The organism is Pectobacterium versatile, assembly GCF_020166435.1.
GTDB lineage: Bacteria > Pseudomonadota > Gammaproteobacteria > Enterobacterales > Enterobacteriaceae > Pectobacterium > Pectobacterium versatile.
This window is the reverse complement of sequence record NZ_JAINZP010000002.1, coordinates 150271-164470: the sequence shown is the minus strand read 5'-3', so window position 1 is coordinate 164470 and position 14200 is coordinate 150271. Positions and strand designations below refer to the sequence as shown.

The 14200-nt window shown below is 49.9% G+C and carries 10 protein-coding genes; 6 read left to right on the top strand and 4 right to left on the bottom strand.

The window, feature by feature from the left end:
* The first annotated feature begins 180 nt into the window (after positions 1-180).
* From ldtD to K7X24_RS03585, 3 genes are all read left to right on the top strand, one after another.
* Positions 181-1920, top strand: a complete 1740-nt coding sequence (gene ldtD, locus K7X24_RS03595; protein ID WP_224553039.1) for a L,D-transpeptidase — start codon at positions 181-183, stop codon at positions 1918-1920.
* A gap of 178 nt (positions 1921-2098) precedes the next feature.
* Complete coding sequence (locus K7X24_RS03590; RefSeq protein WP_224553037.1) at positions 2099-2647, top strand: YcbK family protein; 549 nt, start codon at positions 2099-2101, stop codon at positions 2645-2647.
* A 107-nt stretch (positions 2648-2754) separates the two neighbouring features.
* Positions 2755-3402: an MBL fold metallo-hydrolase gene (locus K7X24_RS03585; RefSeq protein ID WP_224553034.1), complete on the top strand. Its 648-nt coding sequence runs from the start codon at positions 2755-2757 to the stop codon at positions 3400-3402.
* Positions 3403-3481: 79 nt separating this feature from the next.
* Here the strand turns inward: K7X24_RS03585 and K7X24_RS03580 are convergent, their stop codons facing one another.
* From K7X24_RS03580 to pncB, 4 genes are all read right to left on the bottom strand, one after another.
* Positions 3482-4672, bottom strand: a complete 1191-nt coding sequence (locus tag K7X24_RS03580) for an amino acid aminotransferase (protein ID WP_224553033.1) — start codon at positions 4670-4672, stop codon at positions 3482-3484.
* A 333-nt stretch (positions 4673-5005) separates the two neighbouring features.
* The gene (locus K7X24_RS03575; RefSeq protein WP_111778498.1) at positions 5006-6079 is read right to left on the bottom strand and encodes a porin; all 1074 of its coding nucleotides are present in this window, start codon (positions 6077-6079) and stop codon (positions 5006-5008) included.
* A gap of 294 nt (positions 6080-6373) precedes the next feature.
* On the bottom strand, positions 6374-7774 hold the full coding sequence (gene asnS, locus K7X24_RS03570; protein ID WP_039481263.1) for an asparagine--tRNA ligase: 1401 nt from the start codon (positions 7772-7774) through the stop codon (positions 6374-6376).
* Between the two features lie 195 nt (positions 7775-7969).
* A complete protein-coding gene (gene pncB / locus K7X24_RS03565) occupies positions 7970-9175 on the bottom strand; it encodes a nicotinate phosphoribosyltransferase (protein ID WP_039481260.1) in 1206 nt (401 codons plus the stop codon).
* A 223-nt stretch (positions 9176-9398) separates the two neighbouring features.
* On the opposite strand from pncB, the gene pepN reads away from it, so the two are divergent.
* From pepN to K7X24_RS03550, 3 genes are all read left to right on the top strand, one after another.
* Positions 9399-12014, top strand: a complete 2616-nt coding sequence (gene pepN / locus K7X24_RS03560) for an aminopeptidase N (protein ID WP_224553031.1) — start codon at positions 9399-9401, stop codon at positions 12012-12014.
* Positions 12015-12383: 369 nt separating this feature from the next.
* Complete coding sequence (gene pyrD, locus K7X24_RS03555; protein WP_010277017.1) at positions 12384-13394, top strand: quinone-dependent dihydroorotate dehydrogenase; 1011 nt, start codon at positions 12384-12386, stop codon at positions 13392-13394.
* Positions 13395-13595: 201 nt separating this feature from the next.
* Positions 13596-14183, top strand: coding sequence for a cell division protein ZapC (locus K7X24_RS03550; RefSeq protein WP_010308830.1), 588 nt, complete (start codon positions 13596-13598; stop codon positions 14181-14183).
* The last annotated feature ends 17 nt before the right edge of the window (positions 14184-14200 follow it).

Below are 14200 nucleotides of genomic sequence, written 5' to 3'. Positions count from 1 at the left end.
TAATAACTGGCGCCATATAAAAAAGATCATATTTCACGCTTTATCGTCTTCCACATTAGGGAGGTGAAAAATGAGCATCTGCCCGTGTGACCGTATACGAGCGAATTCGGTTTGTTATTTCCATGTTTACCGTGGATTGTCGTGAATGCATAGTGATTAATGAGTACAGAGGATAAACGGATGTTGTTACATAAACGAAAAATGGTCAGGCTGCTGTTGCGCGTGGGTTGTATTTGGGTCGGAAGCCTGTCTCCTTCGTTTTCGGTGCTGGCAGCATCTCCGATGGTGATACCTGGCTTATCACAAAGCTCGGGCGTAGTTTCTGTAGAAAATAGCCGTGCAGGGCTTTTGGCTGCACTGCCGCATGGCATGACGGTGCATTATCTCTCTGAATTATCATCGCTTTATGCTCAAAATCAGATGCAACCTATGTGGGAAGATAATCGCGCAGTTCAGCAGTTTCAACAGCAACTTGCCGAATTAGCGATAGCGGGTGTACAGCCGCAGTTCACTACGTGGGTGACCTGGCTGACCGATCCTCAATTGACAGGATTTGCACGTGATGTCGTGTTATCGGACGCGATGCTGGGTTATTTGCAGTTCGTTTCTGGCGTGGAGCGCAGCGGTAACGACTGGCTGTACAGCAGCGTGCCTTATCGCCTGCAATCTCCAGCGGTTAATATCGTCACTCAATGGCAACAGGCCGTGAAATCCGGCACTAGCGCGGCCTATGTCGTTTCGCTGGCACCACAGCATTCGCAATATGCCAAAATGCATGAAGCACTGAAGACGATGCTGAAAGACAACCGTCCGTGGCCGAGCCTGAATTTTACGGACTCTCTCCGCCCAGAACAGCAGAGTCGGGAACTGGCGGTGCTGCGTGAAATTCTGCAACGTACTGACATGTTGTCACCAACGGAAAGCATCACACTGTTTAACGACAATACCGCCGTGACGACGACAGTAGTGGCCGGACAGGTCCCCCAGGTCGAGAGTAGTAGCACGATAGACGATCGCTACACGGGCGAGTTAGTTGATGCGGTTAAACGTTTCCAGCATTGGCAAGGGCTGGAGGGTGACGGCGTTATTGGTAAACGTACGCGCGACTGGCTTAATGTTTCCCCGCAAATGCGCGCTACACTGCTGGCATTGAATATCCAGCGTCTGCGTTTGCTACCGGATAATGTTCACACGGGTATCATGGTGAACATCCCTAATTATTCGCTGATCTATTATCAGGATGGCGCCGAGCGTTTATCGTCGCGCGTCATTGTGGGGCAGCCCAAGCGTAAGACACCGTTGATGAGCAGCTCGCTGTATAACGTCGTGGTCAATCCGCCGTGGAATGTCCCGACGACGCTGACTCGGCAGGACATCATTCCTAAAGTGGTGCGTGACCCCGGTTATCTACAGCGTCATGGCTACACGGTGTTGTCCGGCTGGAGTCAGGATGCTGAAGCGATCGATCCTTCAATGATCGATTGGCAGATGGTGTCAGCGGAACGCTTCCCCTATCGCCTGCGTCAGGCCCCAGGTGCGAATAACTCGCTGGGACGCTATAAGTTCAATATGCCGAATTCGGAAGCGATTTATCTGCACGACACGCCTAATCACAATCTGTTCCAGCGCGATATCCGGGCGCTGAGCTCTGGTTGTGTGCGCGTCAACAAGGCATCGGAACTGGCTAGCATGCTATTGCAGGATGCGGGATGGAATAATAGTCGTATTTCTTCCACCCTGGATCAGGGCAACACCACCTTTGTTTCAATGAAACAGCGAATTCCGGTCAATCTCTATTATCTGACCGCATGGGTGGCTGAAGATGGCAGACCGCAGTTCCGAACAGATATTTACAATTATGATGACACCGCGCGTGCTGGGACGAAAGTGCTGTCCAGAGCAGGGCTGTTGCTTCAGTAAGTATTGAAAATACGGGCATTAGCGGCATTGGTATTTTATCGTTTTGCGGAGGATCGATGCGATCTTCCGCAAACCCCTTAGCAAAGCGGGTTGACTCACTTTTCTCTGGCAGTTAAGGTTCAAGGCGGCACGTTTTGTGTCTCCTTTTATACCGTTCTTTAGCCAGGGTACTTGTTCTATGGATCACATTGACAATCATCGCCGTAAGTGGCTTACACTGGGTGGTGCCGCGTTGGGTATTGCACTGCTTCCCGGTCAGGCATTTGCGACGTTATCGACACCCCGACCACGAATTTTGATGCTGAATAACCTGAATACCGGAGAGCGGCTGAAAACGGAATTCTTTGATGGTAAACGGTATAACAAGTCAGAACTTTCCCGCCTGAATCACTTTTTCCGCGACTATCGTGCCAATAAAGTCAAAACGATTGACCCTCAACTTTTCGATCAGCTTTATCGCTTACAGGTGATGTTGGGCACTAACAAGCCCGTACAGCTGATTTCTGGTTATCGCGCGATAGATACGAATAATGAATTACGTGCGCATAGCAGAGGTGTAGCAAAGCAGAGCTACCACACGAAGGGGCAGGCGATGGATTTCCATATTGAAGGCGTTCAACTCGCTAACATTCGTAAAGCGGCGATGAAAATGCGTGCTGGCGGCGTTGGCTACTATCCACGCAGTGATTTCGTTCATATCGATACCGGCCCCGTCCGTACCTGGTAATTCGCTACCGCAGCCAACGCACATGCAACTTGAAGTATGACGGGTATATATTTTCTGATACGGTTCGCTAATGCAGAGCGAGCCGCTCAGTTTATTCAAGGAGTGATATGAAATATCAAATAGTCCCAGTGACAGCATTCAGCCAGAACTGCACATTATTATGGTGTGAAAAAACCAATGAAGCGGCGATTGTCGATCCCGGTGGTGATGCAGAAAAAATCAAGCGTGCCGTTGCGGATGCTGGGATTTCAGTTAAACAGATTCTGTTAACGCACGGTCATCTGGATCACGTTGGTGCGGCGGCGGAACTGGCTGAGTACTATCAGGTAGCGATTATTGGCCCACAGATTGAAGATGCTTTCTGGCTGGAAGGGTTGCCAGCGCAGTGCCGGATGTTTGGCTTAGAAGAGTGCGCGCCGCTGACACCATCACGTTGGTTACAGGAAGGTGATGAGGTTAGCGTGGGTGAGACGACGCTGGCGGTTTTCCACTGCCCAGGTCATACACCGGGCCATATTGTTTTCTTTGATGCAGAATCGCGCTTGGCACAGGTAGGCGATGTGATTTTCAACGGTGGTGTAGGGCGTACCGATTTCCCACAGGGCGATCATCAGGCGTTGATTGCGTCTATCAAGAATAAGCTGCTGCCGTTGGGTGACGATGTGACGTTTATTCCAGGACACGGCCCGATGTCAAACTTAGGACATGAACGTAAAACCAATCCTTTCCTGCGTGAAGATGCCGCGATTTGGTAATTTGCTGCATTTTGTCATCAGTAAAGGGTAAAAATGAAAAAGCCGACACAACGTGTCGGCTTTTTTTATCGTAGAGCGATTAGAGAACAGCAACAATCGCTTCGCAGAGCGGCGCCATGTTTTCCGGTGTCATTCCTGCAACGTTGATACGGCCAGAATTCACCGCATAAACACCGAATTCATCACGCAGACGCAGAACCTGCTCTTTGGTCAAACCACTGAATGAGAACATTCCATTCTGATTGATGATGAAGGAGAAATCCTGATTTGCCCCTTTTTCCTGCAAGGTATTCACGAACAGCTGACGCATGCGTTGAATACGCTCACGCATCGCTGTCAATTCCTGTTCCCAGACGGCCTTCAGCGCATCGTTGCCCAGAATGGTCGCAACAACGGTCGCGCCGTGTGACGGTGGGTTAGAGTAGTTTGCGCGAATAGCGGCTTTCACCTGACTGAATGCTTTGTCTGCTGTTGCGGCATCGGCGGCAACCAGCGTACAGGCACCGACGCGCTCGTTGTATAAACCGAAGTTTTTAGAGTACGAGCTGCATACGATCAGTTCATCGTGTTTTGCAGCGAAGAGACGCAGGCCTTCCGCATCTTCTTCTAGCCCGCGGGCAAAGCCCTGATAGGCGAAGTCAAACAGCGGCAGCCAGCCTTTCGCTACCGACAGTTCGGCCAGCGTAGCCCACTGCTCAGCAGTAGGATCGATACCGGTTGGGTTGTGGCAACAGCCATGGAACAGTACCACGTCACCCGCTTGTGCAGCGTTCAGGCTGTTCAGCAGGCCATCAAAATCCAGCGCGTGATTAGCGGCATCGTAGTAGTCATACTGACACACTTCCAAACCGGCAGCAGAGAAGACGTTATTGTGATTTGGCCAGGTTGGGTTGCTGATCCAAATGCGCTTCGCAGACGTTTGATTTGCAATGAAATCAGCGGCTACACGCAACGCACCAGTTCCGCCTGGGGTTTGCGCTGTACGGGCACGTTTGTCGGCAATGATGGCATTCTGCTTGCCAAACAACAGCTCCTGCGTGCACTGACCGAATGCTGGCAGACCGTCAATGCCCAGATAGTTTTTGGTGGTTTCATTTTCCAGCAGATAGTGTTCTGCTTTTTTTACGCTGGTCAGAACCGGGGTTTTACCGGTTTCATCTTTATAGACACCAATACCCAGATTGATTTTATTCGCGCGGTCATCGGCGCGGAAAAGATCGGTCAGCCCGAGAATAGGATCGGCCGGTGCGGCAGAGATATTTTCAAACATTGCCAGAATGTTCCATAACTGAGATGAAATAAGAATTCTCAGAGTACCGTCAGTAAAAGGCTTTGCCAACCGTTGATGTCAAAAAGAAAGGGAAATAACAGGGAGAAGGAGAGAGACGAAATAAAAGACTGGTTAGGCGAGAATAATTGGCGCAGCGTGGCGTAAAGCAGAAACAGAAAATGCGGGAGAGCGTTTTTCAACGTTGCAGGCGATTGCTCGTAAAAGTGGAGAGCTATCGCGACGCGACCCAGCACGCAATAAAAAAGACAGAGCCGAGGCTCTGTCTTTTCATGCAATACGAACGATTAACTCGTTACGTTATGCGATGCCAACTTAGAACTGGTAGATTACACCGACGTCTACACGGTCGCTGTTTTCTTGATTGAATGTTTTAGTCTGATCTTTGTCAAGCAGGCTGATGTCGTATTCAACATAGGTAGAGAAGTTTTTGTTGAATGCGTAAGTTGCACCAACGCTTGCATATTTAACAGCGTAATCGTTGGCAACGTTATTAATTTTGTCTTTACGAGATACGTAAGCAATGGTAGGTGTTAGGCCAAAATCAAAGTTGTACTGTGCAACAACTTCAAAGATTTTGCTCTCATCAGCAATTCCAGCTGTGCTGCTAGCGCGGAAGAAATTACGACCTTCGCCGTAAACTGCTGCAACATAGATGTTGTTTGCGTCATATTTCAGACCCGTTGACCATACGTCAGCACGATCACCTCGAGCGCCAGTAGCAGCCTGCTGCTGAAATTGAGTACGATCATACGCACCGTAAGATGCAATCACACCTACGCCAAAATCAGTGTCATAGGATAGTGAGGTTGCCCATGCATCACCGTGGCTACGGCTGATGTTTGGAGAAGATGTTTCATCTTTAGCAACGTATTGCAGACCGAAGCCCAAGTTTTCAACTAAACCAAACAGGTTAGTAGTACGGAAGGTTGCTGCGTTACCGATACGACCAGTCAGGGTATCCGTGATGCTGCTATCGCCGCCATTTTCTGGCAGAACGTCGGTATAAGCCAGAACGTCGTAAGCAACACCCATGTTACGACCGTAATCGAAAGAACCGAAATCAGCAAATTTCAGTCCAGCAAAAGCGTAACGGGTTTTGTTATCGCTAGTACTTAAAGAGTCCTCAGTACTGTTACCATCAAATTGATATTCAAAACGGCCATAACCAGTCAGATCGTTGTTGATCTGAGTTTCACCTTTAAAACCAATACGAGCATTGGTGTTGTCTTCGTTTTCAGCGCTTTGGTTTTGGAACGCATAACCTGCATGTACGCGACCAGTCAGATTCAGCTTGTTGCCGTCTTTGTTATAAACTTCAGCAGCGTTGGCTGCGCCTGCGACTAACAGAGCTGGGATTACTACTGCAAGAATGTTGCGTTTCATCATTATTACCCTCATTGGTGTTATTTGGACACCTGCCACTGCCATAAATAATTCTTTGCGGAACTATTCCTGAAAGTTTGGTGTCTTCCTGTGTCTGAACGCAGTTTTCCATTCATGCGCCCGTTTATCCACTCTAAAGGTGCTACAAAGTTCGCAATCGGGTAACAAATGGAAATAATGTGTTTCAAAATGTAAAAAATAGGGAACTTTATGAGACAGAATAAAAAATAAAAAAAAGAGCCGGGAAGCCCGACTCTTCTTTTCTACATATTTGTTTTACTTATATTAAATTTTTATTTAGAAACTGGCGTTCCGTGGTGTGCGTGGGAAAGGAATAACATCGCGCACATTTTGTACACCGGTAACATAGGCAATCAATCGTTCAAAACCTAAACCGAAACCGGAATGGGGAATGGTGCCGTAACGACGTAAATCACGATACCACCAGTAGTCTTCTTTATTCAGTCCCATCTCTTCCAGACGGCTATCCAACTGCGCCAGACGCTCTTCACGCTGAGAGCCACCGATGATTTCACCGATTCCTGGTGCCAGAACATCCATTGCAGCAACGGTCTTACCGTCTTCATTCATCCGCATATAGAAAGCTTTGATGTCTTTCGGGTAGTTTTTAACGACAACCGGTGCTTTGAAGTGCTGCTCCGCCAGATAACGCTCATGTTCGGAGGAGAGGTCAACGCCCCAGTAAACCGGGTTCTCGAACTGCTGCCCGCAGTTCAGCAGGATCTCGACAGCATCGGTGTAGTCCACCTGTGCGAAATCAGAGCTAACGAATTTTTCCAGTCGAGTGATGGCTTCTTTATCAACGCGCTCAGCAAAGAACGCCATATCATCGGCACGCTCATTCAGTACGGCCTGAAAAACATATTTCAGCAGATTTTCTGCCAACGCCGCGACGTCATCCAAAGAGGCGAAAGCGACTTCCGGTTCGATCATCCAAAACTCAGCCAGATGGCGGCTGGTGTTAGAGTTTTCCGCACGGAACGTTGGGCCAAAGGTATACACATTAGACAGCGCACAGGCGTAGGTTTCGCCATTCAACTGGCCGGATACGGTCAGGAACGCTTCTTTACCGAAGAAATCTTCGCTGAAATCCACTTTACCTTGTTCGGTACGCGGCAGGTTTTCCAGATCGAGAGTAGAAACACGGAACATTTCGCCCGCGCCTTCGGTATCGGATGCGGTAATCAGCGGGGTTGATACCCAGAAGTAACCGTTCTCGTGGAAGAAGCGGTGAATCGCCTGCGCCAGCGTATGACGAACGCGCGCAACGGCACCGATCAGATTGGTACGCGGACGCAGGTGCGCCACTTCACGCAGATATTCGATGCTGTGACGCTTTGCCGCCATCGGGTAGGTATCGGGATCGTCAACCCAGCCAACGACGTTGACGTTGGTGGCTTGCAGCTCGAAGCTCTGGCCTTCACCCGGAGACGCGACGACGTTACCGGTTATTTCAACGGAGCAGCCGGTAGTCAGGCGCAGTACGTCATCCTGATAATTGGAGAGATTATTATTAACGACAGCCTGTAATGGATTAAAGCAGGAGCCGTCATAAACGGCGATAAAGGAGATACCGGCTTTAGAATCTCTCCGGGTACGTACCCAGCCGCGCACGGTGACTTCGCTGTCAACGGCAACACGGCCTTGCAGTACATCGACTACAGGCACTACGCTCATAAAATTCTCTCTTTAATTAATCGTGTTTAAGAAAAATAATATCGTGGTTAAAACGTCAAATGGCCCAATCCGAGCCATTTGCTATGTTACTTGCGATGCAACAGGACACAAGCAGAAATCACCGGAATGGCGCGAAGTTTTCGCTCATGTGGGTGAATCTGCTGCAAAGTTGGTCAACATCTATAGGGGAAAGCCTTAACTGGCCTTTTTCACGCAGGGTAAGTCAAACGCTTTGCGTAACTCACACACGAAGTTCTGATCCTGACAGATGGTTTTTCCGGGGCTATCGGAGAGCTTTGCCACCGGTTTGCCGTTGCATTCCACCAGTTTGATGACGATATTCAGCGGTTTCACGCCGGGGATATCACACGTCAGGCGCGTGCCGATACCAAATACCAGATTCACGCGCTGCCCGAAATGACGGTACAGCGTCAGCGCTTTATCCAGATTCAGGTTGTCGGAGAAGACCAATGTTTTGCTCATCGGATCGATGATGAGGCGCTGATAATGCGCAATGGCTTTTTCGCCCCAATCGACCGGATCGCCAGAGTCGTGACGCAGCCCCTGATAGGCTTCGGCGAACGACAAATCGAAATCGCGCAGGAAGGCATCCATAGTGATGCAATCGGTCAACGCAATGCCCAAATGCGTGGGATATTCATGTAGCCACATTTGTAGCGCGGCGCGCTGGCTGTTTGCCAGTGTCGGACTAATCTGCTGATGCGCCTGAAACCACTCATGTGCCTGCGTGCCGACAGGTGTGATATCCAAACGGCGTGCCAGATCGTAATTGCTGGTGCCAATGAAATAAGGGAAATCGGCTCGTAGCGTCGTAACAATCGTCTGCTGGACATCACGAGAGAAACGCCGCCGTGTGCCGAAATCCATTAGCTTGAATTGGCTGAGATCCACATTCGCGCTGTTCTGGCGGAAGCTTTCCAGCGAGGCAGACAGCTGGGTGAACGCCTGCTCGGCCGTGACGTCGGGCGAGCGATCCCGATGCACGACTTCACTGATCACAGCCAGCAAGGGAACTTCCCACAAAATCACTTCACGCCACGGCCCGGTGATGCGGATATCCAGCTTGCCAGCATGATTCTTGATCGAAACCTGCTGTGGATTAAAACGGAAGTCCCGCAGCCAGTGGAGATAATCGGGCTGAAAGAACGGCAGAGAAGAAAGATAGGTGAACTCATCGTCACTCAATGACAAGAAACGCATCAGATCGACCTGATGGGCTATCTCATCAGCGTAAACGCCTAATAACTCATCACCGCGACAGCGAAATTCAGCCGCAACGTCGACATCATAATAGTGATGATACACCGCCTGTTGCATGTGCAGCTTGTAGGCATCGGTATCCAGCAATGAGTGCAGAATCGGGGAAGTGTGCAAAGTCATAATGCGTTACAGCATCCTTGTAAGATGCCTATCCACCATTGGGACAATCAGCAATGTTCGGTCAGTATACCTTGATTATCCGTTTATTACATTACGACAACATAGCGAGACGTGCGGGAATGAACCGCGGTACGATGATTATCCTCATTATTTTGTCGTGGTAACATTAAGATAACAGGCTTAGACTTGATCTTTGATGCTTATGACGAGGTGGAAAATTTATATGAATCAACAGCCGCAAATAAAATATCGCCATGACTACCGTGCACCGGATTACACCATTACCGACATTGCACTGGATTTCGATCTCCATGCTGAAAAAACGCACGTAAAAGCCGTTAGTCAGGTGGTGTTGCAGGGGGACGCTGGCGCGCCGTTGAAGCTGAATGGCGAAGGGCTGAAACTGATTAGCCTGAGTGTTGATGGCCAGCCGTGGACACATTACCAGCAGCAGGACGATGGCCTGATTCTGACACAATTACCCGCACGTTTCACGCTCAGCATCGAAACCGAAATCAATCCTGCCGCCAATAGCGCGTTGGAAGGGCTATACCTCTCTGGCGACGCGCTCTGTACACAGTGTGAGGCCGAAGGATTCCGCCACATTACCTATTATCTCGACCGACCAGATGTGCTGGCGAAATTCACGACGCGCATCACAGCGGATAAAGCTCGCTATCCTTATTTACTCTCTAACGGCAATCGTATTGCACAAGGAGAGCTGGAGGGCGGTCGCCACTGGATTGAATGGCAGGATCCGTTCCCGAAACCGGCTTATCTGTTCGCGCTGGTTGCTGGCGATTTTGATGTGCTTCAGGATCGCTTCACGACACGTTCTGGTCGCGATGTGGCGCTGGAGCTGTACGTTGACCGTGGCAACCTCGATCGTGCTGGCTGGGCGATGACCTCGCTGAAGAATTCGATGAAGTGGGATGAAGAGCGTTTCGGTCTGGAATACGATCTCGACATCTATATGATCGTCGCCGTTGATTTCTTCAACATGGGGGCGATGGAAAACAAAGGGCTGAACGTATTCAACTCTAAATACGTGCTGGCCAAGGCCGAAACCGCGACGGATAAAGACTATCTGAATATTGAAGCGGTGATCGGCCATGAATATTTTCACAACTGGACGGGCAACCGCGTCACCTGTCGCGACTGGTTCCAGCTTAGCCTGAAAGAAGGGCTGACGGTGTTCCGCGATCAGGAGTTCAGCTCCGATCTGGGGTCGCGTCCGGTGAACCGTATTGATAACGTGCGTGTGATGCGCGGTGCGCAGTTTGCCGAAGATGCCAGCCCGATGTCGCATCCAATTCGTCCCGATCAGGTGATCGAGATGAATAACTTCTACACGCTGACGGTCTATGAAAAGGGATCGGAAGTGATCCGCATGATGCACACCTTATTAGGTGAGGAAAAATTCCAAGCCGGTATTCGTCTGTATTTTGAGCGTCACGACGGCAGCGCGGCGACCTGTGATGATTTCGTACTGGCGATGGAAGATGCTTCCGGTGTCGATCTCGCACAGTTCCGCCGCTGGTATAGCCAGTCAGGCACGCCAGTGCTGACCGTGCGTGATGATTACGATCCGCAGACGCAACAATATCTGCTGAGCGTGAGCCAAAAGACGCCGATCGGTGCCGACAAACAGCCAAAGCTGCCGCTGCATATTCCGTTGGATATCGAACTGTACGACCCACAAGGGCAGGTCATTCCGTTACAGAAAGACGGTCAACTGCTGGCGTCGGTGCTTAATGTGACCGAATCCGAACAGACGTTCATTTTCGATCAAGTGCCTTGCCGCCCGATTCCTTCTTTATTACGTGAGTTCTCTGCGCCGGTAAAATTGAACTATGCCTGGAGCGATGAACAACTGACGTTCCTGATGCGCCACGCAAGCAATGCCTTCTCACGTTGGGATGCGGCACAGAGCCTGCTGGCTAACTATATCCGTCTGAACGTTTCTCGCTATCAGCAGAAACAACCGCTTTCTGTACCGATGCATGTTGTCGATGCTTTCCGTGGCGTGTTGCTGGATGAAAAACTGGATCCGATGCTGGCTTCTCAGATTCTGACATTGCCGAGCGAAAACGAGATTGCCGAGCTATTTGACATCATCGATCCTACGGCTATTGCTGCCGTACGTGAAAGCATGACGCGTACGATGGCAAAAGAGATGGCGGATGAGTGGCTGGCGGTATACCACGCGAATCACGCGCCGCAATATCGTATCGAACATGCGGATATGGGCAAACGCGCGCTGCGCAACGTCTGCCTGCATTATCTGGCATTCAGCGATGCGGATCAGGCGGATAAACTGGTGCAGGCGCAGTTCCGTCAGGCGGATAACATGACGGATTCTCTGGCGGCGCTGTCGGCGGCGGTCGAGGCTCAACTGCCCGTGCGTGATGAGCTGCTGACGCAGTTTGATAACCGCTGGCATCAGGATGGCTTGGTCATGGATAAATGGTTTGTACTGCAAGCCACCAGCCCGGCGGCCGATGTGCTGACCCGCGTGCGTGAACTGCTGCAACACCGTTCATTCAGCCTGAACAACCCTAACCGTCTGCGTTCGCTGGTAGGGGCATTTGCCGCGTCAAATCCCTCAGCTTTCCATGCCGAAGACGGTAGCGGCTATCGTTTCCTGACGGAAATTCTGAGCGACTTGAACACCCGCAATCCGCAGGTTGCGGCGCGGGTGATCGAACCGTTGATCCGTCTGAAACGCTATGATGCTAAACGTCAGGCGCAAATGCGTCAGGCGCTGGAGCAGTTGAAGACGTTGGAAAATCTGTCTGGCGATCTGTTCGAGAAGATCAGCAAGGCACTGCAAGACTAATCCTGCCACGCTAATTCTTCGGTCACACGCGGTAGCCTGCCGCGTGTGACATTCTCCCCCGCGCTAATTTCTTACTTCCGCAAACGTTTTACTTTCCGCAGAGATGGCACTACCATCACCGACCGTGAATTCATAATCTTAGATTGTGACGATTATTTTTTGCGGAATGATAACGGTGGTAGGGGATAGAAGAGTAAAGCGTCCGCGCCAGGGATGGCGCGGCTCGAGCTTACAGGGATGTACTTGCAGCGTCTTTACGATCTATCCCTTACCACAGCGTGACGTAACGTTATTATCAAGCGCTAATCCACTATTGCTTACTTCCAGCGTAGGCAAGATACCTTTGCGATAGGGATCTCAGGAGACAATATGTTCTATCCCGTTATCAAAAAAGCCCTGTTTCAGCTCGATCCAGAGCGTGCACATGAGCTGACCTTCCAACAATTACGCCGTATTACCAACACGCCTTTTGAATTTCTCGTCCGCCAATCTGTTCCTACTAAACCGGTTACCTGCATGGGGTTATCTTTTAAAAACCCACTTGGTCTAGCGGCGGGATTAGATAAAGACGGCGAATGTATCGATGCGTTAGGCGCAATGGGATTTGGTTTTATTGAAGTGGGGACGGTGACGCCGCGTCCACAATCTGGTAATGACAAACCGAGATTATTCCGCGTAGTGGAAGCGGAAGGATTGATCAACCGGATGGGCTTCAATAATAAGGGCGTGGATTATCTGGTCGAGAATGTAAAGAAAACACGCTTCGGCGGTGTATTAGGGATCAACATCGGCAAGAATAAAGATACGCCGGTTGAGCAGGGTAAAGACGACTATTTGATCTGCATGGATAAGGTTTATCCTCACGCAGGCTATATCGCGATCAACATTTCATCCCCCAATACGCCGGGATTACGCAGTCTGCAATATGGTGAAGCGCTGGACGATCTTTTACTGGCGATAAAGAACAAGCAGACGGAATTAAAAGATAAGCATCAGAAATATGTTCCCGTAGCGGTGAAGATCGCGCCGGATCTTTCTGAAGAAGAATTGATCCAAATTGCCGACAGTCTGGTTCGCCATAACATCGACGGGGTGATTGCCACTAATACGACGCTCGACAGAAAACTGATTCAGGGATTAAACCACTGTGGGCAAACCGGAGGATTAAGTGGACGTCCGTTGCAGACAAGCAGCACGGAAATTATCCGCCGTTTGTCACAGGAATTAGCAGGGCGTTTGCCAATTATTGGCGTTGGCGGAATTGATTCTTTGGTTGCCGCACGCGAAAAAATGGCGGCTGGTGCCTCACTGGTACAGATATATTCAGGCTTTATTTTCCACGGTCCTCGCCTGATTAAAGATATCGTTACACATATTTAATCCGAAATGCCTTTCATTTTTAGCTGGGGGTTTATTTATCCCCCCAGCTAGTCTATATTTTATCCGTTTGCGTAAATAATCTATCAACCGATGTCTGATCGTCTTACCGCAACGTTTATGACGATGAACGATTATTGCAATGTGAGAAAACACAATCAGCCATTTCTGATATTTCTACTGTGAAGGCGAAGGGTAAATAATATGAAGTTAAAACCTGACGATAACTGGCGCTGGTATTTTGATACCGAACACGATCGCCTGATGTTGGATTTGGCTAACGGCATGTTATTCCGTTCTCGTTTTCCATCTAAAATGCTAACGCCGGATGCATTTAATGAATGTGCATTCTGTGTTGACGATGCTGCGCTATTTTTTACCTATAACGACAAATGTCAGAAAGCGGCGCTGCATCGTGACCTTCAAGGCGAATTAGTTCTGAATGCGTTGGTCGCAAGCCGATTCTTAAAACCGCTTATGCCAAAAAGCTGGCACTTCATCCAACAGCCGGATGCCGTAACGTATTCGCCGCAGGCGGGTGATGTTGTACAGGTACAGCTCACTGAAACCCATGAAACGGCCTGTTTTCTGGTGGCGGAAGCAGGGGATAAAGCCTGTCTCTGTCTGCTGGCGCAAGAACAACTGTCATTAAGTGGAAAGACCATGGGGCTGGGCGACGCCATAAAAATCATGCACGACAGGCTAATGCCTGCCGTCGTTCAGAATAGAGCTGAGTGGGAAACCGCGTTGGGTGAAGGCACGTCGGCATTTGAGTATGCCAAGGTCGTCTAAACCGCGTCATATCCCCG